This window comes from Allocoprobacillus halotolerans, from assembly GCF_024399475.1.
GTDB classification, from domain to species: Bacteria; Bacillota_I; Bacilli_A; order Erysipelotrichales; family Coprobacillaceae; genus Allocoprobacillus; species Allocoprobacillus halotolerans.
This window is the reverse complement of sequence record NZ_CP101620.1, coordinates 900,147-924,162: the sequence shown is the minus strand read 5'-3', so window position 1 is coordinate 924,162 and position 24,016 is coordinate 900,147. Positions and strand designations below refer to the sequence as shown.

At 36.0% G+C, this 24,016-nt stretch carries 19 protein-coding genes, 2 rRNA genes and 2 pseudogenes; 21 read left to right on the top strand and 2 right to left on the bottom strand.

All coding sequences use genetic code 11. The features are described from left to right. Positions 1 to 470: 470 nt before the first annotated feature. The 6 genes from ltrA to NMU03_RS05530 all read left to right on the top strand — a co-directional run bounded on the left by ltrA (position 471) and on the right by NMU03_RS05530 (position 4,813). Positions 471 to 1,787 carry a group II intron reverse transcriptase/maturase gene (gene ltrA / locus NMU03_RS05555; RefSeq protein WP_290141665.1) on the top strand — a complete coding sequence of 439 codons (1,317 nt, stop codon included), beginning with the start codon at positions 471 to 473 and terminating at the stop codon, positions 1,785 to 1,787. 178 nt (positions 1,788 to 1,965) lie between these two features. Beyond that, entirely contained in the window at positions 1,966 to 2,385 is a 420-nt protein-coding gene (locus tag NMU03_RS05550) for a hypothetical protein (protein ID WP_290141664.1), read from the top strand. A 54-nt stretch (positions 2,386 to 2,439) separates the two neighbouring features. Continuing rightward, positions 2,440 to 3,231 (top strand): hypothetical protein, encoded by a 792-nt coding sequence (locus tag NMU03_RS05545; protein WP_290141663.1) that lies wholly within the window; start codon positions 2,440 to 2,442, stop codon positions 3,229 to 3,231. Then, positions 3,221 to 3,760, top strand: coding sequence for a hypothetical protein (locus NMU03_RS05540; protein ID WP_290141662.1), 540 nt, complete (start codon positions 3,221 to 3,223; stop codon positions 3,758 to 3,760). Before NMU03_RS05545 ends, NMU03_RS05540 begins: the two co-directional genes overlap by 11 nt. Next, on the top strand, positions 3,757 to 4,359 hold the full coding sequence (locus NMU03_RS05535) for an ATP-binding cassette domain-containing protein (RefSeq protein WP_290141661.1): 603 nt from the start codon (positions 3,757 to 3,759) through the stop codon (positions 4,357 to 4,359). The genes NMU03_RS05540 and NMU03_RS05535 overlap by 4 nt, the downstream gene beginning before the upstream one ends. Before the next feature lie 25 nt (positions 4,360 to 4,384). After that, complete coding sequence (locus NMU03_RS05530) at positions 4,385 to 4,813, top strand: hypothetical protein (RefSeq protein WP_290141660.1); 429 nt, start codon at positions 4,385 to 4,387, stop codon at positions 4,811 to 4,813. 18 nt (positions 4,814 to 4,831) lie between these two features. Here NMU03_RS05530 and NMU03_RS17600 read toward each other — a convergent pair whose 3' ends face one another. Together NMU03_RS17600 and NMU03_RS17595 are read right to left on the bottom strand one after the other, a co-directional pair. Then, positions 4,832 to 5,188, bottom strand: a complete 357-nt coding sequence (locus NMU03_RS17600; protein WP_353956661.1) for a radical SAM protein — start codon at positions 5,186 to 5,188, stop codon at positions 4,832 to 4,834. A 20-nt stretch (positions 5,189 to 5,208) separates the two neighbouring features. Next, the gene (locus NMU03_RS17595) at positions 5,209 to 5,727 is read right to left on the bottom strand and encodes a glycyl-radical enzyme activating protein (RefSeq protein WP_353956660.1); all 519 of its coding nucleotides are present in this window, start codon (positions 5,725 to 5,727) and stop codon (positions 5,209 to 5,211) included. A 134-nt stretch (positions 5,728 to 5,861) separates the two neighbouring features. Between NMU03_RS17595 and NMU03_RS05515 the strand changes: the two are divergent. The 15 genes and pseudogenes from NMU03_RS05515 to NMU03_RS05445 all read left to right on the top strand — a co-directional run bounded on the left by NMU03_RS05515 (position 5,862) and on the right by NMU03_RS05445 (position 24,009). Continuing rightward, positions 5,862 to 8,317 (top strand): annotated as a pseudogene (locus NMU03_RS05515) (glycyl radical protein). A 12-nt stretch (positions 8,318 to 8,329) separates the two neighbouring features. Next, positions 8,330 to 9,010, top strand: a complete 681-nt coding sequence (locus tag NMU03_RS05510; protein ID WP_290141657.1) for a fructose-6-phosphate aldolase — start codon at positions 8,330 to 8,332, stop codon at positions 9,008 to 9,010. Between the two features lie 97 nt (positions 9,011 to 9,107). Beyond that, positions 9,108 to 10,766, top strand: a complete 1,659-nt coding sequence (locus tag NMU03_RS05505) for an FAD-dependent oxidoreductase (protein WP_290141656.1) — start codon at positions 9,108 to 9,110, stop codon at positions 10,764 to 10,766. Positions 10,767 to 10,881: 115 nt separating this feature from the next. After that, positions 10,882 to 11,727 (top strand): phosphate ABC transporter substrate-binding protein, encoded by an 846-nt coding sequence (locus NMU03_RS05500; protein WP_290141655.1) that lies wholly within the window; start codon positions 10,882 to 10,884, stop codon positions 11,725 to 11,727. Between the two features lie 400 nt (positions 11,728 to 12,127). Next, positions 12,128 to 13,051, top strand: coding sequence for a phosphate ABC transporter permease subunit PstC (gene pstC, locus NMU03_RS05495; RefSeq protein WP_290141654.1), 924 nt, complete (start codon positions 12,128 to 12,130; stop codon positions 13,049 to 13,051). After that, complete coding sequence (gene pstA, locus NMU03_RS05490) at positions 13,041 to 13,904, top strand: phosphate ABC transporter permease PstA (RefSeq protein WP_290141653.1); 864 nt, start codon at positions 13,041 to 13,043, stop codon at positions 13,902 to 13,904. Before pstC ends, pstA begins: the two co-directional genes overlap by 11 nt. A 14-nt stretch (positions 13,905 to 13,918) precedes the next feature. Next, positions 13,919 to 14,673 (top strand): annotated as a pseudogene (pstB, locus tag NMU03_RS05485) (phosphate ABC transporter ATP-binding protein PstB). A gap of 46 nt (positions 14,674 to 14,719) precedes the next feature. After that, on the top strand, positions 14,720 to 15,379 hold the full coding sequence (gene phoU, locus NMU03_RS05480) for a phosphate signaling complex protein PhoU (RefSeq protein ID WP_290141652.1): 660 nt from the start codon (positions 14,720 to 14,722) through the stop codon (positions 15,377 to 15,379). Positions 15,380 to 15,392: 13 nt separating this feature from the next. Continuing rightward, positions 15,393 to 16,082: a response regulator transcription factor gene (locus NMU03_RS05475; protein WP_290141651.1), complete on the top strand. Its 690-nt coding sequence runs from the start codon at positions 15,393 to 15,395 to the stop codon at positions 16,080 to 16,082. Next, complete coding sequence (locus NMU03_RS05470) at positions 16,075 to 17,760, top strand: sensor histidine kinase (protein WP_290141650.1); 1,686 nt, start codon at positions 16,075 to 16,077, stop codon at positions 17,758 to 17,760. Before NMU03_RS05475 ends, NMU03_RS05470 begins: the two co-directional genes overlap by 8 nt. 58 nt (positions 17,761 to 17,818) lie before the next feature. After that, positions 17,819 to 18,430, top strand: coding sequence for an NAD(P)/FAD-dependent oxidoreductase (locus tag NMU03_RS05465; RefSeq protein WP_290141649.1), 612 nt, complete (start codon positions 17,819 to 17,821; stop codon positions 18,428 to 18,430). 71 nt (positions 18,431 to 18,501) lie between these two features. Further along, positions 18,502 to 19,212 (top strand): Rieske 2Fe-2S domain-containing protein, encoded by a 711-nt coding sequence (locus tag NMU03_RS05460; RefSeq protein WP_290141648.1) that lies wholly within the window; start codon positions 18,502 to 18,504, stop codon positions 19,210 to 19,212. Positions 19,213 to 19,391: 179 nt separating this feature from the next. Further along, positions 19,392 to 20,913: ribosomal RNA gene (locus NMU03_RS05455) — 16S ribosomal RNA — on the top strand. Between the two features lie 18 nt (positions 20,914 to 20,931). Continuing rightward, a complete protein-coding gene (locus NMU03_RS05450; RefSeq protein WP_290137913.1) occupies positions 20,932 to 21,093 on the top strand; it encodes a hypothetical protein in 162 nt (53 codons plus the stop codon). A gap of 30 nt (positions 21,094 to 21,123) precedes the next feature. Further along, positions 21,124 to 24,009: ribosomal RNA gene (locus NMU03_RS05445) — 23S ribosomal RNA — on the top strand. The 16S and 23S rRNA genes sit together here, the layout of an rRNA operon. The last annotated feature ends 7 nt before the right edge of the window (positions 24,010 to 24,016 follow it).

Genomic DNA, 24,016 nt, shown 5'->3' with positions numbered 1-24,016 from the left:
ATATATCTAGGTGGTGAAAGTCCACTGTGGGGGCGATGTCGCAACTGCCAACCACTAGCCAATATCAAGGGTGTCTATCGTGAGATGGAATCTGAAAGAAGATGGAGGCAAAGTCCTGGTCCGAGGAACACGAATCACATCAGGCATATAATAGGGACGAGTGTGCAAAACAACACGAAGTCATAAGAGGTTGCGGAATAGGACTATTATATGTAAATGTGGCGGATATATGGGAGGAAAGAGATATGACCTTATCCCGGGAGGTCTCACTAGCGATACAGCAGTAACAACGAATAGTGAGAAGTCAGCAGAAGTCGTAGTAGTAAGGAAGTGACTGTAATGGTCATGGAGCGAAGGACTGAATAAATCTATCAGTTATTGAATTTTGAATTGATTTCATTATACGAAACCGTGGAGATAGACGAGTACACTAGAAGACCCGAAAGAAGAATGTAGGGAAGGTGAGTATAATGGATAGCGAAAGAAATGGAGGTAACGAAAATATGAAAACTGATAACACATTGCTTGAGGAAATGCTTAGTGATACTAATCTAGAACTAGCATTTACACAAGTCAAACGAAACAAAGGTGCAAGTGGAGTAGATGGAATGGAAGTAGCTGAACTTAAAGACTATTTAGATAAACATCTAGAAGAAATTAAGGACAGTATACGAAACAAGACATATAAGCCACAACCTGTGAGAAGAGTAGAAATACCCAAACCCGATGGCGGAATACGAAATCTAGGAGTGCCAACAGTACTTGATAGATTTGTCCAACAAGCCATAGCCCAAGTGTTAATACCTATCTATGAACCAATATTCAGTGACAATAGTTTTGGATTTAGACCAAATAGATGTTGCGAAATGGCAATCATCAAAGCATTGGAATATATGAATGAAGGCTATCAGTGGATAGTAGATATAGACCTAGAAAAGTTCTTTGATACAGTTAATCATGATAAACTTATTTCACTTGTCATGAAAGATGTAAAGAGTGGAGAAATAGTATCCCTAATTAGGAAGTTTCTAGTAAGCGGGATTATGATTGATAATGAATATAAAGAGTCAGTCGTAGGAACACCACAAGGTGGAAATCTAAGTCCGCTACTCAGTAACATAGTTCTCAATGAACTAGATAAGGAAATGGAAGCACGAGGACTAAGATTCACACGATATGCAGATGATTGTATTATATTAGTGGGTAGCAGTAAAGCCGCCGATAGAGTAATGGAAAACATTAGTAAATTCATAGAAAAGAAACTAGGACTTAAAGTAAATATGACTAAAAGTAAAGTTTCCAAACCTAATGATATTAAATATCTAGGATTTGGATTCTATTATGACTCTTTTTCATCTATGTGGAAAGCAAAACCACATGAGAAATCTATCGCAACACTGCAAACAAAACTAAGGAAACTAACAAATAGAAGTTGGTCAGTATCGTGGGAATATAGAATACTTAAGATAAGACAACTTGTAAATGGGTGGATTAACTATTACCGTATTGGAAATTTTATAAAAGTCTGTAGAAAACTAGATGCACAAATAAGATTTAGGATACGTATGTACTTATGGAAGAAATGGAAAACCATAGGAAATAGAGAAAAGCAACTAAGAAAGTTAGGGGCATTACCATGGCAAGCTAAAACTTGGGCAAACAGTCGAAAATCATATGCAAGATGTGCAAGTACATTTCTTCAAACAAGAATAACTAATGATTTATTATATAGAAAAGGACTACCATCAATGGTAGCCCAATATCAGTTAAAACATATTTCAGTATAGATTTAAACCGCCGTATGCCGAACGGCACGTACGGTGGTGTGAGAGGTCGAAAATAAATATAAAATTATTTATTTTCTCCTACTCGATTGTTGTTGATGAAAAAAAGATGTCTTATATGAAATAAAAAAGTTTATTAGTAGGAAAGATATATAATCATTAATAGAGGAGGAAAGATATTATGAAAAAACTTTTAAAAGCAAGTTTACTATCGTTTGTATTATTGTTGACAGGAATTGTTAGTGTAGGAGCTATTTCTTGGTCAGGTGAAGAAGTTTTTATAATTCCATCTTGGGGTGCATGGAGTGCAGCAACTAAGACGACTAAAACCAAAAATACATCATGTAGTTATGGTTATATGGAAGCTATAAGAGATGATACTGGATTAAGTAAATATGGAGATTTTGTGAAAGCAAGTGCTACTACAACAAGAGTTACTAAAGATTATTATAAAATTCATGTCAACAATTTAACGAAAATGCATTATACAAGTAGTAATGCATCGTCAAAGAGTTTAAACATCAAAGCTAGAGCATCTGGAGAAAATTTTGAACCATCTGCCGGAACAGCTATTACAGCAAAATTTTCCGCTGTTAATTAATGTAGTAAAGACTGGATAAAATACAATTCAGTCTTTTTAAGGAGGAAAAATATAATGTATCCATTAAGGAAAATCTTTAAAAAGAGTGTTATTTTCAGTATTCCTATCCTTTTTGGTGTTTATTATACATTATTTGTACTACTACAAGGTGTAGAAGAAACATCTTTTAATGAAGCTTATTTAAAGTTATGGGAAAGAGGATTAAGTGGTATATTTTTAGTCATATTTATGTTAGCGATACTTGAAGTTGTACTATTAGATGAATATATGTTGTGGTATGAGGGAAGTTTCAAAAATATTGTAATACGTATAGGTTATAAGCGTTTTATTTTTCAAAGGATGATTAAGACATTTATAAAAGTATTTTTATATACTTTAGCAACTCACTTACTATTAGTACTATCCTTAAATATTTTCCATGACTTTACATTTCAAGACGACATCACAACTTTACAACATCTTTATTTTTCTAAGCATATTTTTATCAATCTTTTGACTTTTATTTTACTTTCAAGTATTGGGACAGGTTTTTTGTATATGTGTTTTTATCCATGTATGCTATTGATTAAAAATAAATATATGATGAGGACTTTACCCATTATTATCTTGTTTATATCCATCTTTGCTTCTACTATATATTCACCTATTATTTATCAATTTTTTGAATATTCACTTTTAATTAGTACACTGGTTCTATCACCATTACCTACAAGTTTAATTGAACCAGGAGGGAGCTGGTATCAATATGCAGGGGTTGAATTCTTTGGTGGAATTGTTTTTTATACTTTACTGATGATTGTTGTGTTATGGATACTTAGAAAAAGAGGGATTCTTTATGATTGGTAAATATTTTATAAAATCATTCTTTCATAAAACAAATTTTATTCTTTTTGGTATAATTAATCTCTATCTTCTTTTTCAACTTTATCGTTACAAGACACAATATGTTGATACAACAATTGTGATTTCTAATACATATTGTTTATCAATAAATCTCTATTTTCTTGTTTATATTATCTATCGTAATAAAAGGCTTTCTCAAAATTTAAATCATATACTTATCAGATTATCAAAGGATGAATTCATTCAAGAATGTATCAAATGTATTTTCATGGAAACAATCAGTTTCATTATCTTTGTTTATGTTTTCCCTTTATTGATTTTTCGTCATATTTATCATTTGTCTGTATACTTTATATATATTATTCTTTTATTTATATCCTTTTTGTTTTATCAGTTGATTGAATTGAGTGCTATTTTTTGTCCTTATAAAATCACTCATTTTATCTTGTTGATTTTGCCTTTTATAATTAATCTAAGTTTACAAATTTATTTTTTGAATACTTTATATGAAAGAATAGGAGGGTTTATATGATTGTATTTCAACATATATCAAAATCATTTCATCAAAATCTTGTTTTGAAAGATGTGTATCTTAGTATTGAAGAAGGAAGTTTAATAAGAATGAGTGGACCTAATGGATGTGGAAAGTCTACTTTATTAAAGATTGCAGTAGGGTTGATGAAAAGTGATGCTGGTGAAGTTGTTTATGAAGATAAACATCATATTGGAGCGTTAATCGAAAATCCATGTTTTATAGAAAATGAAACAGGATTGTATAATTTGAAATTTTTGTATAACTTAAAAAATCGTTATGATGATCAAAAAGTGCGAGCGTTATTAAAAAAGTTTCTGCTTGATCCAAATTTAAAGATACCTGTAAAAAAATATAGTGTGGGAATGAAACAAAAACTAGGTATTATTCAGGCAATTATGGAAGACCAAAATGTTATTTATTTAGATGAACCAACTAGAGGATTGGATGAAGAAAGTGTAAAGTTTTTTTATCAACTGATTGATGATTTACACAGACAGGGAAAAACGATTATCATCTGCTCACATGAAGAATTAAATGAACTTCATTTTGATAAGGAATTTGTATTGAAAGATGGTATTCTTAACAAGAAGATTTAAATATTTCTTTATTTATATAGGTTTAATGCTTATTTGCATATCTTTATGTTCAAATTATGAAAATTATCATCAAATCGTTTATACAATTCCTTTGTCATTTTTTCATTTTGTTTTAACGATAGCTGTATCGTTGACGGAAGTTTATTTTTTAATAGATACAATAAAAGATGATATGAAAATACAAACTATGATACTCACAAGATTAACATGGAAAGAATATGAAAAAGTTATGATTCAAAGGATAGGTTTAACGATAATGATACTTTATTTATCACAAATCATCATTCCATTTCTTTTCTATGGTTTTTGTGATATGAAAATCATTACATTTTTTTCTATTGTTTTAAGTGTTGTTTCCATCAGTGCATTTTTAATGGATATGTATTTTTTAAATCATTATGCAATTCTTATCATTTTTATCATACAAATATTTATGAAATTTTTGTTTTCATAATAAAAAGGAGCTAAGCTCCTAGATAAAACAATCCAATCCTTCATCAATAAAGATTTGTTGATAGTTTTTTAAGTCCTCATTATGGAGGGCTTTTTGATTTTTATAGAGATATTCTTTATTCAACATTTCATATTTCTTTTCACCGAATTGGTGGAAAGGTAAAAGTTGTACACGTTTTAAACCGATTTGTGCTAATAACTTTGCAAGTCCTCTAGCGTCGTCCAATGAATAATTAAACTCAGGGATTACAGGAATACGAGGTAAGATGTCGATTCCTTGTTGAAATGCCCAAGTGAGATTTTTAATAATCAGTTCATTATGGACACCGGTTTTTAAGAAATGTTGTTGACTGTCATAGTGTTTGACATCAAACAACAATAAATCAAATAAAGGTGCTAAATGTTGGAAAGTATCTTCTGGGATATAACCAGTTGTTTCAATCGCAACGTGAATATTTTCTTTTTTAAAGCATGAACTAAAGCCTCCACAAATTGGGGCTGACCCATTCCTTCACCACCAGAAATAGTTACACCACCCTGAGATTCTTCATAAAATGGTAAATCTTGTTTACAAATACGTACAATTTCTTCTACTTCTTGATATTCTCCTTCATAAGATAAAGATTGTGATGGGCATTGTTGGACACATTGTAGACAACTAGTACATTTCTTAAAATCAACATGAATATGTCCATCTTGATCAGTGATTGCTTGTTGAGGGCAAGTCTGAACACAATGAAGACAATGCACACATGTTTGATGATTACATAAAATCTGAATATTTTCATTTTGTGATTCAGGATTTGAACACCATTGACATCTTAAAGGACAACCTTTTAAAAAGACGGTTGTACGAATTCCTGGACCATCATGAATACTAAATTTTTGAATATTAAAGATGATGCCTTTTGCCATAATCATTCTCCTTTTGATTCTATGTTATCATAAATGTTTCTATTAGTAAATAAAAACTTATGAATGAAAGAAAATATATTTTTATTTAAATAAATATTGACTTCGATGTATTATATGATAAGATATAGTTGAAAATGAAACACATAAAACTTTCAAATGAAATAAAAAGGAGAAGAAAAATGAAGAATGTTGAACATTTTGGTGATTTAACACCACGTATGAATCATTTTAGAGAAGTTGTATTGGACAAAAAGCCTTATATTGATGCCCAGCGTGCATTGCTTGTGACAGAAGCCTATGAAAAATATAAAAATCAGACACCTGTTATGAAACGTGCTTATATGTTAAAGAATATCTTAGAAAAGATGTCTATTTATATTGAAGATGAAACATTGATTGTTGGAAATCAGGCTTCATCAAATAAAGATGCACCTATCTTCCCTGAATATACAATGAAATTTGTCATGGAAGAATTAGATACTTTTGAAAAACGTGATGGTGATGTTTTCTATATTACAGAAGAAACAAAAGAAGCCTTAAGAAAGATTGCTCCATTTTGGGAAAACAATAACTTAAGAGCTAAAGGTGAAGCTTTACTTCCTGAAGAAGTTAGTGTTTTTATGGAAACAGGATTTTTGGAATGGAAGGAAAGTTAAATTCAGGAGATGCGCATTTAGCTGTTGAATATCAAAAAGTATTGGAAATTGGATTAAAAGGTTATGAAGAAAGAGTTATAGATATTAAAGATCATTTGGATTTATGTGTACCTGAAAATATTGATAAATATCAATTTTATAATGCCGTGTTGATTGTCATTGAAGCAGTCAAAACATTTGCCAAACGTTTTAGTGATTTGGCTAAAGAAAAAGCTGAAAACGAAACTGGAAAAAGAAAAGAAGAATTATTAGAAATCAGTCGTATTTGTGAAAAAGTGCCTTATCAGCCAGCGACAACTTTCCATGAAGCCATTCAATCGGTATGGTTTATTCAATTGATTTTACAAATTGAATCTAATGGACATTCATTATCATATGGTCGTTTTGATCAATATATGTATCCTTATTTAAAACATGATTTAGATCATGGTTTGATAAATGAAGATGAAGCTGTTGAATTACTAACAAACTTATGGATTAAAACACTAACAATTAATAAAGTTCGTAGTCAGGCACATACATTCTCTAGTGCTGGAAGTCCAATGTATCAAAATGTAACCATTGGAGGACAAACAACAGATAAACAAGATGCAGTCAATCCATTATCATTCCTTGTTTTAAAATCAGTAGCTCAAACAAGATTGCCACAACCAAACTTAACAGTACGTTATCATGCACATATCAATCAGGAATTTTTTGATGAAGCCATTGAAGTTATGAAACTAGGAACAGGTATGCCAGCCTTTAATAATGATGAAGTCATTATTCCATCATTTATTGAAAAAGGCGTGAAAGAGGAAGATGCTTATAACTATTCAGCAATTGGTTGTGTAGAAACAGCTGTACCTGGAAAATGGGGTTATCGTTGTACAGGTATGAGTTATATGAATTTCCCAAGAATTTTATTAATTGCGATGAATAATGGTGTGGATATGACATCAGGAAAACGTTTTGTCAAAGAATGTGGATATTTTACAGACATGGAAACATATGATGATTTAATGAAGGCTTGGGATCAGGTTGTAAGAGAATTAACACGTATGAGTGTAATTGTTGAAAATGCCATTGACTTGGCTTCTGAAAGAGATGTTCCTGACGTCTTATGTTCAACATTGACAGAAGATTGTATTGGACGAGGAAAGACAATTAAAGAAGGTGGAGCTGTTTATGACTTTATTTCAGGACTTCAAGTTGGTATTGCCAATATGGCAGATAGCTTATCAGCAATCAAAAAATTAGTTTATGAGGAAAAGAAAATCTCAAGACAAGAATTATGGGATGCCCTTGTGAGTGACTTTGCAGGTGAAGAAGGTCAAAGAATTCAAAGAATGTTAATGAATGATGCACCTAAATATGGAAATGATAATGATGATGTCGATCAATTGGTTGTTGATGCATATGCATCTTATATTGATGAAATGAAAAAATATCCAAATACAAGATATGGACGTGGACCAATTGGTGGTATTCGTTATGCTGGAACATCTTCTGTTTCTGCCAATGTGGGACAAGGTTTTGGAACGATGGCAACACCTGATGGAAGAAAAGCACGTACACCTTTAGCAGAAGGTTGTTCACCAGCTCATAGCTGTGATAAGAGTGGACCAACAGCAGTTTTTAAATCTGTTTCTAAATTACCAACACATGAAATTACAGGTGGAGTCTTATTAAATCAAAAGGTGACACCACAGATGTTATCAAGTGAAGAAAATAAACAAAAACTAGAAATGATGATGAAAACATTCTTTAATAGATTAGAAGGATACCATGTGCAATATAATGTTGTATCAAGAGATACATTGATTGATGCTCAAAAACATCCAGAAAAACACAAGGATTTAATTGTGAGAGTTGCAGGATATTCAGCATTCTTTAATGTTTTATCGAAAGCAACACAGGATGATATTATTGAAAGAACAGAACAGACATTGTAGGAGGGAATAAAAATGGAATTTATTATAGATACAGTTAATTTAGATGAAATTAAAGAAGCAGTGGAATATATGCCAATTGTTGGAGTGACAAGCAATCCATCAATTGTTAAGAAAACAAGTCCTCAAAACTTCTTTGAACATATGCGTGAAATCAGAGAGATTATTGGCAAAGAAAGAAGTTTGCATGTTCAGGTTATTTCTAAAGACTGTGATACAATCGTAAAAGAAGCACATAGAATACTCGAAGAAATTGATGATCAAGTCTATATCAAAGTGCCAGTATCTTATGAAGGAATCAAAGCCATTAAAATCTTGAAAGCTGAAGGTGTCAATGTCACAGCCACAGCTGTCTATGATTTAATGCAGGGATATATGGCACTAGCTGCTAGAGCAGACTATATTGCCCCATATGTCAATCGTATTGGAAACTTGGGAGCCGATCCAATGGAACTCATCAATGAACTATCAAATCGTATTGTGATGGATGGATATGATACAAAGATAGTGGCAGCCTCATTCAAAGGAGTGCAACAGGTAAGAGATGCTTTCAACTATGGCGCACAGTCCATCACAGCACCAGTAGAAGTGTTGAAACAAATTTTTAAGAATCCAAACATAGAAAAAGCAGTGGATGATTTCAATGCAGACTGGTATGCAATGTATGGAGAAGGAACAGGAATATGTGATTTGTAAGAGGTACATATGTATCTCTTTTTTGTACATACATAAGCACATAGATTTACTTTCGTGGCAGGATGTTTTACAATAAAAACAAGGAGGATTTTACATTATGAAAGTCGTTATTATTGGAGGAGTGGCAGCAGGTGCTTCAACGGCTGCACGCTTAAGAAGATTGGATAAGGATATTGAAATTGTCATTTTTGAAAAGGAACAATATATATCCTATGCCAATTGTGGATTGCCTTATTATGTATCAGGAGAAATAGAAAGCAAAGGTCAGTTGTTGTTGATGACACCACAATTATTTAACGAACGTTTTCAAATAGATGTAAGAATTATGTGTGAAGTGATCGACATTCAGACTGAACATAAATGTGTTATGGTTCAAGATCATCAACATCATACAAGCTATCAAGAAAGTTATGATTGCTTAGTCATTGCGACGGGTTCATCACCCATTGTTTTACCAGTTGATGGACATCAACATTCTGCTATTCAACAATTATGGACATTTGATGATTTTGATAGAATTAAGCAAAAAGTATTGAAAGAAGATATTCAAAATGTTTGTATTGTTGGTGGGGGTTTTGTTGGTATTGAAACAGCTGAAAACTTACGTCAATTAGATGTCCATGTGGATATTGTGGAAAGAAGTCCACAAATATTAAATAATTTAGATTTTGAAATGGTTCAGCCGATACATAAACATTTACATCAACATCAAGTACAACTTTATTTAAAGACTGAATTAATTGGTTTTGAAGATGTTGAAGGACAAATTAAAGTGAATACAGATCGTTTTGAAAAAGTCTATGATATGGTCATTTTATCAGTCGGTGTTAAACCTCAAAGTGAGCTTGCAAAAAAAGCAGGTATTGCATGCAATTCTCGAGGTGGCATTATTGTTGATCAATATTTACAGACATCAATACCTGATATTTATGCTGTGGGAGATGTAATTGAAGTTGAACATTTCATTAATCATCAAAAAACAATGATTCCTTTAGCAGGACCAGCGAATAAACAGGGGCGTATTTTAGCAAACAATCTTGCTGGTGAACATCAATCTTATTTAGGATCGCTAGGTAGCAGTATTATTAAAGTCTTTGACATGGCAGCGGCAAGTACAGGTTTTAATGAAAAACAGTTACAGGCACAAGGATTGCAAAGACATCAAGATTATGAAGTTGTGATTATTCAACAAAAATCACATGCTGGTTACTATCCAAATGCTATGCCATTGACTTTAAAAGCTATCTATGATCATCAACTTCATATATTAGGTGCGCAGGTGATAGGCTATGAAGGTGTTGATAAACGCATTGATGTGATTTCAACAGTTATCCAGTTACATGGAAAAATTACTGATCTTAAGGATTTACATATTGCTTATGCACCACCTTTTGCCTCGGCGAAAGATGCGATTAATATGCTTGGTTATGTGGCTGAAAATATTGAAAATGGGATGGTGTGCTTGATGTTACCAGACGAATATCAGATTCAAAAAGAACAGGTCATCACTTTAGATGTTAGAGAAGATGAAGAAAGAGAGCATATGTGGATTGAAGGTTCTTCTCATATTCCATATGGACAATTAGTTCAACGTTATCAAGAATTAGATAAAGATAAGACAATAGTAATTTATTGTGCAGTAGGTGTAAGAGCCTATAATTGTGCCAGAATTTTAATGCAAAGAGGTTACAAAAAAGTCTATGTATTAAGTGGTGGGTTAAGCTTTTATTTAGATTATTGTTTTGAATCATTGTAGTTTTTACGTAATCTTAACAAATTTTATACATAAATATGATTTTTCTAGTATCCTAAAAGATATACACTATGTGTGTCAATAAAGACGAATGATAAAAAAGGAAGGATATTAAAATATGAAAAAAATCTCAGCTTTATTATTAGCGTGTGTATTAAGTTTTAGTTTAGTAGGATGTGGAAATAATGGTGGTGGAGATAATTCTTCTGCTGCAAATGGAAGTGAAGTAAGCGGAAAAGTTTCATTAAATGGTTCTACATCAATGGAAAAACTTGTTAATGGATTAAAGGAAGGCATTGTAGAAACTTATCCAAGTTTACAATTAGAGCCACAATTTACAGGTTCTAGTGCAGGAATTGAAGCTGTTTTAAATGGAACGGCAGACATTGGAGATGTTTCAAGAGCATTAACTGATGAAGAAAAAGGTAAAGGTTTAGTAGAAAACGTTGTGGCTTTAGATGGTATTGCGATTGTTACTGATTCAGCTAATACTGCAACAAATTTAACAACACAACAATTAAAAGATATTTACACTGGTAAAATTAAAAACTGGAGTGAAGTTGGTGGAGCAGATCAAGAAATCGTTGTTATTGGACGTGAAAGTGGTTCAGGGACAAGAGATGCATTTGAAGAAATTTTAGATATTGCTGATCAATGTGACTTAGCACAAACATTAAATGAAACAGGAGCAGTTGCAGCAGCAGTTCAATCTACACCAGGATCTATTGGTTATATTTCATTGGATGCATTAAGTGATAGTGTTAAAGCTTTACAGTTAGATGGAGTGACTCCAAGTGAAGCAACAATTAAAGATCAGACTTATACATTACAAAGACCATTTGTTATGGCAACAAAAGGTGAAGTCAGTGAACAATCTGAACAAGTTCAAGCAGTATTTGAATTTATTGATAGTGACGCTGGACAAAAAGTTATTTCTTCAGTTGGTCTAGTAAGTGCAAAATAGTGAAACATTAAAGATTATGATAAAGTTTTAAGAAGTGAATCAGGTATTGGTTCACTTTTTTCATAAATCAAAAAAATTTTATATGCATTAATAAGGAATTGGTGATACCTATGCTAAATATATAGGATGCTGATATATTATTTTAATCCAAGATACGAAAGAATCAAACATGATAGGTATAGAAGTACCTCTTTTTTGTATAAAATGTTTTTTCCTAGTTATAATTTTTGTAAAGAATAGGTAAAGAGAAAAAACTCGATTTTTAAATGAGTTTTTCATATTTAACGTAATCTTAACATTCTTTATACAAAAACTTGCTATTTCTTTTCATAGAAAAGATATAAACTAGCATTGTTTTGAAAGCAAAAAAGTAGAAGAAGGGGCTAAGTATGGAAAAAAGATGGCATCTATTATTGCAAATAGAAAAACAAAATCAATAGTAGAAAAAACAGCAGCAATTATTTTTATTTGTTGTGCTGTTGTATCTATTGTTGCGGTTGTAGGAATCACCGCTTATATGTTTGTTTCTGGAACTCCAGCTATTTTTAAAGTGGGACTCACAGAAATTTTATTTAGTAATGTTTGGGCACCAACAGCATCCGATCCACAATATGGGATTCTTAACATTATCTTAACATCTATTGTTGGTGTGTTCTTTGCGATTTTGATTGGAGTACCAATAGGTATTTTAACAGCAGTGAATTTGGCTGAAATTGCCAATCCTAAAGTACGTAGTATTATTAAATCAGCAGTTGAATTGTTAGCAGGTATTCCATCAGTGGTTTATGGATTGTTAGGAATACTGATTATTAATCCATTGATGTATCAATTAGAATTAGCAATTTATTCTGGGTCAAAGACACATCAATTTACAGGCGGGGCCAATTTGATTTCAGCAATCTTGGTATTAGCGATTATGATATTACCGACTTTAATTAATATTACAGAAACATCATTAAAAACAGTGCCTGATGATTATCGTAAAAGTTCATTGGCACTAGGTGCGAGTCAGATGCAGACAATTTTTAAAGTCGTTTTACCGGCTGCTAAAAATGGAATTATGTCAGCAATTGTTTTAGGCGTTGGACGTGCAATTGGAGAAGCGATGGCAATCTTATTAGTAGCAGGAAACTCAGTAAATTTACCATTACCTTTTAATTCAGTTCGTTTTTTAACAACGGGAATTGTTTCGGAAATGGGTTATGCATCTGGGACACATAGAGAAGTCCTGTTTACAATCGGCTTAGTATTATTTATCTTTATCTTAATTATTAATTTGATTTTAACATTGATTTTAAAACGAGGTGGAGAAGATGGAAAATAGTATTTTTAATCAAAAAAGTAGAGTAAGTGACAAAATCTTAAATTTTCTTATTCAATTATCCACGTTTATTTCTGTTGGTTTATTAGTTATTATTATTGGATATATATTGATTAAAGGTATTCCAAGTTTTAATTTTGGATACTTAGTCAATACAACAAGTGTTTTAAAAGATACAGTTGGTATTTTACCTAATATTATCAATACTGTTTATATGATTGTTGTGACGTTGATTATTGCTGGGCCAATTAGTATTGGTGGAGCAATCTATTTAAATGAATATGCGAAAAATAAAAAATTCGTAGAAATCATTTCCTTTACAACAGAAGTTTTAGCAGGAATTCCTTCCATTATTTATGGGTTATTTGGGATGTTATTCTTTGGAACATTATTAAAGTTAGGTTATTCCATTTTAACAGGTGCTTTAACTTTAGCAATTATGATTTTACCAATTATTTCACGAAATACACAAGTTGCCCTGCAGGCTGTACCAAAAAGTTATCGTGAAGCGGCATTGGGAATTGGTGCAACAAAATGGTATATGATTCGTACCGTTTTATTACCAAGTGCCATTCCAGGTATTTTAACAGGAATTATTTTAGCGATGGGAAGAATTGTTGCTGAATCAGCGGCGTTGCTATTTACGGCAGGAAGTTTATCTACCTTACCAGTAGGACTCTTTGACCATTTGTTTTCAAGTGGAGGAACACTGACTATTCAATTGTATCTTGAAATGGCTAAAGCAAATTATGAAGTAGCTTTTGTTATTGCATTGATTTTAGTTATTGTTGTTTTGGTATTAAATTTCTTAGCAAAATGGATTTCTAAAAGATTTGATGTTAATAAAGTAGATTAAGGATGGGTAAAAAGATGAGTGTAAAAATTAGTTCAAAAAACTTAAATCTTCATTATGGAGAAAAACATGCTTTAAAAAATGTGAATTTAGATATTGAAGAAAATAAAATTACAGCGTTTATAGGTCCTTCTGGATGTGGGAAATCAACATTCTTAAAGACTTTAAATAGAATGAATGATTATGTGAATAATGTTAAAATAGATGGAGAGATTACACTAGATGGTGAAAACATTTATGATTCACGTGTTGATACAACAGTTTTACGTAAAAAAGTAGGGATGGTATTTCAACAACCCAATCCATTTCCAATGAGTATTTATGATAATGTGGCATATGGACCTAGAATACATGGGATTAAAAATAAAAAGAAATTAGATGAAATTGTTAAAAAAGTTTAAAAGCTGCAGCTTTATATGATGAAGTGGCTGATCGTTTACACACTTCAGCATTAGGTTTATCAGGAGGACAACAACAACGTCTATGTATTGCCAGATGTCTAGCTGTGGAACCAGAAGTCATTTTATTAGATGAGCCAACGAGTGCATTAGATCCTATTTCAACATTAAAAATAGAAGAACTATTATTAGAATTGAAAGATAAATATACAATTGCGATTGTGACACATAATATGCAACAAGCTTCACGTATTGCAGATTATACAGCTTTCTTCTTGGTTGGTGAAATGGTAGAATATGGGAAAACGCAAGATATTTTCTCAATGCCTAAAGATAAACGTACAGAAGATTACATTACTGGTCGTTTTGGTTAAGAGTTGAGTTTTTGTGTAAAAACAAATATAATGGAGGTATAGTAAAATGATGAGAAAATTATTTGATCAGGAATTAGAAAAATTAAATGTTGATTTAACAAAAATGGGACATCTTGTTGAATTGGCTATTGAAAATATGATTGATGCTTTTAAACATCAAGATAAAGCTTTGGCTAAAGAAATCATTACAAACGATCGTTTGATTAATGATATGGAAAGAACTGTAGAATCGAGAGCATTCAATCTTATTTTACGTCAACAACCGATTGCGACTGATTTAAGAAATGTCACAACAGCTTTAAAGATTGTGACTGATTTGGAAAGAATTGGTGATCAGGCTGCTGATATTGCTGAAATTCTTATGAATTTTGAAGGAAAACATGCTTATCGTACAGTGGAACATATACCAACAATGGCTAAAAAAGCAAAAATGATGGTGCATGAAGCGATTGATTCATTTATAAAAAAAGATTTATCGACAGCTCGTTTGGTAAAAAGTATGGATGATGAAATTGATACTTTATTTGAAGAAGTGAAACAAGAAGTTGCTGAAATCATTAAAGAAAACGGTGAAAAGATTGATTATTGTATCGACTTTTTGATGATTGCGAAGTATTTAGAAAGAGTAGGGGATCATGCTGTTAATATCTGTGAATGGTTAGAGTTTAATCAAACAGGTTCAGTTAATGATCAAAGATTGATTTAGGAGGAATATAACAATGAACGAACGTATCTTTGTCATCGAAGATGATGAAAATATTCAAGAGATAGTGAAACTCTCTCTTGAATCTAATGGATATCAGGTTACTTTATTTGATAACGCAATTGATGCGATTATAGAATTCAAAAGAGATGCACCTGATTTAGCTATCTTTGATGTGATGCTACCTCAAATGGATGGCATTTCTGCAGTTAAAAAAATTAGAGAAACAAACACTGAAACACCTATTTTAATTTTAAGTGCTAAAGATAGTGAAATTGATAAAATTCATGGTTTAGATAGTGGTAGTGATGATTATATGACAAAACCATTTGGGGTTTTAGAGTTATGCGCTCGCGTTCGTACATTGTTAAGAAGAGTTCATCCAAAATCAAAAGTCTTAAAAACGCCATCTTTATCAATTGATAAATCAACACATATTGTTAAACACCATCAAGAAGTGATGGATTTAACACACAAGGAATATCAATTGTTGGTTTATTTAATAGAAAATAAAGATCGTGTTGTAGAAAGAGATGAATTATTAAATAATATCTGGGGATATGATTTTATTGGGGAATCAAGAGCGTTGGATGTGCATATACGTTCATTGCGTAAAAAGTTAAATGATGATGGAGAAAAGTATATTAAAACAATTCGTTCTGTTGGATATCGTTTTGTTGAAAAAGAGGAGGATAAATATGACTAAGTCTATCCTCCGTTATTTTATTGTTATTTTAATTGTTGCTTTACTTAGCAGTTGTACGATTTCTGCAATGCTTGTTTCCAATAGTATATTAGATACAACAAAACATGATATGCTTTATTCACTCAAATTAATTGATTATGCTTTAGATTATAATCAAAATTTGGATGAACAAATTGATGAACTTAATCCTCTTGCTTATAGTGATGAAACACGTATCAGCATTATTGATTTACAAGGAAATGTTATTGCCGATACTGCACGTGCTTCCATTTCTGAAAATCATTTAGATCGTGATGAAGTACAGGAAGCTATTCAAAAAGGCGAGGGTTATGCCCAAAGAAAATCAGAAACAACACATGAAGATACACTTTATGTTGCTTTATATGATCAAGGTGACCATATTGTGCGTTTGTCTATACCTTATCATGGCATAACAGATTATTTAACATCACTGATTCCAGCGTTTGCATTAAGTAGTGTGATTTCGTTTTTCATAGCTTTTGTTTTATCAAGAAAACTAGCTGTAACTATTTCTAAACCGATTATTGAAATTAGTGAAAGTTTAGATCGCATGAGCAAAGATTTTAGAGTTGATTTAAAAGATTATGACTATCAGGAATTTAATGTAATTGTAGATACAATTTATAATTTATCACATAGATTACGTAAATCTATGCGTCAAGTAAAGTTAGAAAGAATTAAAATTGATGAAATATTAAAACAGATGAATGAAGGCTTTGTTTTATTAGATGAAGATTATAAAATATTAAGTATCAATGAAAAGGCTATTTCTATTTTAGGTAATATGAAAGTTCATGATCGCATTCTTGACTATCTTTATTTTCCTGATATTATTCAGGCGTTACAAAACAATATTATGAAACAGCAAGTTGAAATTAAAATTGATCATAATATTTATGCTTGTTATATTTCGCGTGTTGATTTTGGAACAACATTATTATTTGTTGATATTACAGCATCAAAAAAAGCAGAGAAAATGCGTAGTGAATTTTTCTCTAATGTTTCACATGAATTAAAAACACCAATGACTTCAATTAGAGGATATAGTGATTTGTTGGCACAAGGTGTTGTACAAAATGATAAACAAAAACAAATGATGTTAGAAAAGATTCAAACAGAAGTGGATAGTATGTCTAGATTGATTAATGATATATTGATGCTGTCGAGATTGGAAAGTATGGATATTGAAGCAGAAATGATGCCGCTTAAAATGAGAGGTATTGTAGAAGAGGTACTTGAAAGCTATGAGGTAGAACTAGCTAAGCATGATATTTGCATGGAATATGATTTTGAAGATGTGACATATATAGGAAATCATCAACAGATTTATACTTTGTTAAATAATGTTATTGGCAATGCTATTAAGTATAATAAAGATCATGGAAAAGTATATGTGGACATAGAGGAACAAGGAGATGGCATGAAAATTGTCGTGGAAGATACAGGAATTGGTATTCCATTAGCTGATCAAAATCGTGTCTTTGAAAGATTTTATCGTGTTGATAAAGGAAGAAGTAAACAACGAGGAGGAACGGGGCTTGGTTTGGCTATTGTGAAACATATTGTCTCTCATTATAAAGGAACTATTTCTTTAAAGAGTGAATTAAATATTGGAACAACAATAGAGATTGTTTTACCTCAACAAAAGAGAACTTAGGTTCTCTTTTGTTGTATAAAAGAAAATATTGTGGGTAAACTATGACATGGTGATGAACATGAATCAGTCTTATTGGCAAAAAACAAGTTATCCTATCAAATGTGCTTCTGTTGAAAATGACAAGGAAGCAGATATTGTGATTATTGGAGCAGGGTTAGCCGGTGTATCTTTAGCTTATCAGTTAAAAGATTTAGGCTATCATGTGATTGTAGTGGAAAAAGATCAGATAGGTTATCATACAAGTGGACATACAACGGCTAAGGTAACAGCTTTACATGGAAAAATTTATCAATTATTGAATAAGTATTATAATATTCATTATGCACATCTATATTTTCGTTCTCAACAAGAAGCACTTCAAGCTATTAAGCGTATTGTTGAAAATGAGGGTATTGATTGTGATTGGCAAGAAAATGATGCTTATTTGTATACTGATGATCCCCAATATGTATCGATTATTCAAGAAATTGAAAATATATTAAAATCATTTCATGCAGATACCATCAAAGATTCACATCATTTGGCATCTATAGGATTAAAGCAACAAGCGATATTTCATCCATTGAAGTATTTATATGGGTTAGTGAAATTGTGTCAACAAAGTGGAGTTGTTTTTTATGAGAATAGTCAAGTGACAAAAGTGAAAAAAGAAAAGATGGGTTTATATTAGACGTTAATGGTCATATTGTGAAAAGCCAGTATGTGGTTCATGCATCAAGATATCCTTTTATAAAAAGGGGTATGTATTTTGCAAAATTATTTCAAACAAAAGAAAATATTGATTGTCGATATAATGATGGGGAAGAAAGCAGACTTTGTATAGATCAAACAAAAAGCTATCGTTCAGTTGAAAAACGAGGATTATATATAGATATAGAAAGTCAGGACTGGTACGCCATGGATAGTATTCCTTTAAGGGGTGTACCCTATATAAGTGAAATGAAACCACGAAGTCAGGAATATATTATTTATGGATTTCAAAAGTGGGGAATGACATTATCACAGGTGGCAGCTCAATTGATTAAGGATTTAATTTTACATCAGGAAAACCCATATACCACATTATATAGTTGTCAATATTTTTCATTAGGATTTATGAAGGAATATCAAAAACAATTGATTCAAGCTTATTATAAAGGATTTATTGGTCCAAGATTTCATTATAAACATATCACACAAGTAGAGTGTGGCGAGGGAGCGATTGTGAAAATAGATGGAAAACTCCAAGCCGTTTATAAAGATGTAGATGGACAATGTTATATGTTTTCACCATATTGTCCTCATTTAAAGTGTATTTTAGAATTTGATAAGAAGGATAAAATATGGATGTGTCCTTGTCACCAGTCAACATTTACTGCTTATGGAGAGCTTATAGATGGTCCAAGTTTATGGCCTATGAAGAAAAACCAAGAAAATAAACAAGCAAAAAAAACATTGATGGAAAGGGGATAAAAAGGAAAAGTTTAAAAAAAGATAAAAAAAGACTTGCAAAGGGGAGATAGAGATGGTATTATAGATGGGCACTCGAGAGAGGGCGACAGGGACATTGAAAACTGAACAGTAAACACGTCAATAGAAGATAAAGAAAAGAAAGAAGAGTCAAGAAGACAGGAAGTTGTCTTTAGATAGAGACAATGGAGAGTTTGATCCTGGCTCAGGATGAACGCTGGCGGCGTGCCTAATACATGCAAGTCGGACGCAGTGCCAAGAGCACTGAGTGGCGAACGGGTGAGTAAGACATAAGCAACCTGCCCCTGTGAGGGGGATAACTGCTGGAAACGGCAGCTAAGACCGCATAGGCATCGAGGTCGCATGACCATGATGTTAAATGTCCCACGGGACAGCACGGGGATGGGCTTATGACGCATTAGCTAGTTGGCGGGGCAGCGGCCCACCAAGGCGACGATGCGTAGCCGGCCTGAGAGGGTGGACGGCCACACTGGGACTGAGACACGGCCCAGACTCCTACGGGAGGCAGCAGTAGGGAATTTTCGGCAATGGGCGAAAGCCTGACCGAGCAACGCCGCGTGAAGGAAGAAGTCATTCGTGATGTAAACTTCTGTTATGAAGGAAGAACGCTGGATGGAGGGAATGCCATGCAGGTGACGGTACTTCATGAGGAAGCCACGGCTAACTACGTGCCAGCAGTAGCGGTAATACGTAGGTGGCGAGCGTTATCCGGAATCATTGGGCGTAAAGAGGGAGCAGGCGGCAGTGCAGGTCTGCGGTGAAAGACCGGAGCTAAACTTCGGTAAGCCGTGGAAACCGCACAGCTAGAGAGCATCAGAGGATCGCGAATTCCATGTGTAGCGGTGAAATGCGTAGATATATGGAGGAACACCAGTGGCGAAGGCGGCGGTCTGGGGTGCAGCTGACGCTCAGTCCCGAAAGCGTGGGGAGCAAATAGGATTAGATACCCTAGTAGTCCACGCCGTAAACGATGAGTGCTAAGTGTTGGGGGTCAGACCTCAGTGCTGGAGTTAACGCAATAAGCACTCGCCTGAGTAGTACGTTCGCAAGAATGAAACTCAAAGGAATTGACGGGGGCCGCACAAGCGGTGGAGCATGTGGTTTAATTCGAAGCAACGCGAAGAACCTTACCAGGTCTTGACATGCCGTCAAAGGCTCCAGAGATGGAGAGATAGTCATGGCGGACACAGGTGGTGCATGGTTGTCGTCAGCTCGTGTCGTGAGATGTTGGGTTAAGTCCCGCAACGAGCGCAACCCCTGTTGCCAGTTGCCAGCATTAGGTTGGGGACTCTGGCGAGACTGCCTCTGCAAGGAGGAGGAAGGCGGGGATGACGTCAAATCATCATGCCCCTTATGACCTGGGCTACACACGTGCTACAATGGACGGATCAGAGGGCAGCGAAGCCGCGAGGCGGAGCGAAACCCAGAAACCCGTTCACAGTTCGGACTGCAGTCTGCAACTCGACTGCACGAAGCTGGAATCGCTAGTAATCGCGAATCAGCATGTCGCGGTGAATACGTTCTCGGGCCTTGTACACACCGCCCGTCACACCATGAGAGTTGGTAACACCCGAAGCCGGTGGCCCAACCGCAAGGAGGGAGCTGTCTAAGGTGGGACTGATGATTGGGGTGAAGTCGTAACAAGGTATCCCTACGGGAACGTGGGGATGGATCACCTCCTTTCTAGGGAGAAGAGAGAAGATGTGGATACTGTTTGGTTTTGAGTGTATCTGTAAAGATGCATTCAAGGCAGGAACATTGAAAACTGAACAGCAAACTTTCTACAAAGAAAGCGAAGAAACGAAAGATGAAAGAGATCAGGAAAGAAAAGAAGAAGGTCGAAATCATCTAGTTGCAAACTAAGAAAGCACGAAAGAGAACTTGAACACTTTAGGTTAAGCGAAGAAGAGCGTATGGCGGATGCCTGGCCACCAGGAGGCGAAGAAGGACGCAGCAAACGGCGAAACGCGACGGCGAGCAGTAAGCATGCTAAGACCCGTCGATATCCGAATGGGGGAACCCGTCATCCAAGGGGATGACATCGACAGAAGTCGAGGCGATACGCAGGGAACTGAAACATCTCAGTACCTGCAGGAAAGGAAAGTAAGAACGATTCCGTGAGTAGTGGCGAGCGAAAGCGGAGGAGCCCAAACCATCAGATGATGGGGTTATAGGGGTGCCGATAAAGCCAATGTGACATGACAGGAGAAGCGCAGGGGAAGGCGCAGCGAAGAGGGTGAAACTCCCGTATCCGAAGTCGTGGAGCGAGGCGAGGCAGGCCCTGAGTACGTCGGGACACGAGGAATCCTGACGGAAGGATCGAGGACCATCTCGAAAGGCTAAATACTCCCTGGTGAGCGATAGTGGACCAGTACCGTGAGGGAAAGGTGAAAAGAACCCCGGGAGGGGAGTGAAAGAGAACCTGAAACCATATGCTTACAAGAAGTCAGAGCCCGTTAAGGGGTGATGGCGTGCCTTTTGTAGAATGAGCCGGCGAGTTATGATATGGAGCGAGGTTAAGCAGGAGATGCGGAGCCGAAGCGAAAGCGAGTCTGAAGAGGGCGACAGTTGCATGTCATAGACCCGAAACCGGGTGATCTAGCCATGATCAGGTTGAAGTCGGGGTAAGACCCGATGGAGGACCGAACCGACCCCCGTTGAAACGTTGGCGGATGAATTGTGGCTAGGGGTGAAATTCCAAACGAACCCGGAGATAGCTGGTTCTCCCCGAAATAGCTTTAGGGCTAGCGTCGCGAGGAAGTCGCATGAAGGTAGAGCACTGAATATGTGATGGCCTCATCTCGAGGTACTGAGCATAATCAAACTCCGAATGTCATGAGGACATGCGCGGCAGTCAGACCATGGGTGATAAGGTCCATGGTCAAGAGGGAAACAGCCCAGACCATCAGCTAAGGTCCCCAAATGCATGCTAAGTGGAAAAGGATGTGGAGATGTACAGACAACCAGGAGGTTGGCTCAGAAGCAGCCATCCTTGAAAGAGTGCGTAACAGCTCACTGGTCGAATGACTCTGCGCCGAAAATTTACCGGGGCTAAGCATGATACCGAAGCTATGGATTTACGGAAGTAAGTGGTAGGGGAGCGTTCCAGACAGCGATGAAGCGGCATCGGAAGGAGCCGTGGAGCGTGTGGAAGAGAGAATGCCGGTGTGAGTAGCGGCACGTGGGTGAGAATCCCACGCACCGGAGACCCAAGGTTTCCAGAGGAAGGTTCGTCCGCTCTGGGTAAGTCGGGACCTAAGGCGAGGCCGAAAGGCGTAGTCGATGGACAACGGGTGGAGAGTCCCGTACCGGAGTGCAGGCGAGGGAGTGACGGAGACGGCTAGGCTGACCAGCTGCTGGAAAAGCTGGGGCAAGCGAGGTAGGGGCCATCCAGGCAAATCCGGATGGCATAACCCGAAGGCGTGATGCGGATGGAACATTGCGATAAGTACAGAAGATGCCAAAGCCGGCTTCCAAGAAAAGCTTCTAGCATAACTGCACTCTGCCCGTACCGAAAATGGACACACATGGGTAAGGAGAGAATCCTAAGGTGAGCGAGAGAACTATAGCCAAGGAACTCTGCAAAATGACTCCGTAACCTAGGGAGAAGGAGTGCTCAGTGAAAGCTGAGCCGCAGTAAAACGGCCCAAGCGACTGTTTACCAAAAACACAGCTCTCTGCGAAGACGCAAGTCGAAGTATAGGGGGTGACGCCTGCCCGGTGCTGGAAGGTTAAGGGGAGTGGTCAGCGCAAGCGAAGCCATGAACCGAAGCCCCAGTAAACGGCGGCCGTAACTATAACGGTCCTAAGGTAGCGAAATTCCTTGTCAGGTAAGTTCTGACCCGCACGAAAGGCGTAACGATTTGGGCGCTGTCTCGGCTGTAGACTCGGTGAAGTCTTAGTACCTGTGAAGATGCAGGTTACCCGCGACTAGACGGAAAGACCCCATGGAGCTTTACTGTAGCCTGATATTGGACTCTGATGCATGATGTACAGGATAGGTAGGAGGCTAAGAGACGGATACGCCAGTATTCGAGGAGCCGACGTTGGGATACTACCCTTGATGCATTGGAGTTCTAACCGGGCCTCATGGAGCTGAGGACGGGACAGTGTCAGGTGGGCAGTTTGACTGGGGCGGTCGCCTCCCAAAGAGTAACGGAGGCGCCCAAAGATACCCTCAGCATGGATGGAAACCATGCGCAGAGTGCAAAGGCAAAAGGGTGTTTGACTGCGAGACAGACGAGTCGAGCAGGGACGAAAGTCGGGCTTAGTGATCCGGCGGCACCGAATGGAAGGGCCGTCGCTCAACGGATAAAAGCTACCCTGGGGATAACAGGCTGATCTCCCCCAAGAGTTCACATCGACGGGGAGGTTTGGCACCTCGATGTCGGCTCATCGCATCCTGGAGCTGAAGTCGGTTCCAAGGGTTGGGCTGTTCGCCCATTAAAGCGGTACGCGAGCTGGGTTCAGAACGTCGTGAGACAGTTCGGTCCCTATCTGTCGTGGGCGCAGGAAGTTTGAGGAGAGCTGCCCTCAGTACGAGAGGACCGGGGTGGACGGACCGATGGTGCACCAGTTGTCACGCCAGTGGCACAGCTGGGTAGCCAAGTCCGGAAGGGATAAACGCTGAAGGCATCTAAGCGTGAAGCCCCCTCCAAGATGAGACTTCCCATTCGTAAGAAGGAAGGTCCCTCCAAGACGAGGAGGTAGATAGGTCATGGGTGCAAGCATGGCGACATGCTGAGCTGAATGATACTAATAGACCGAGAGCTTAGCCAGGGAAGTG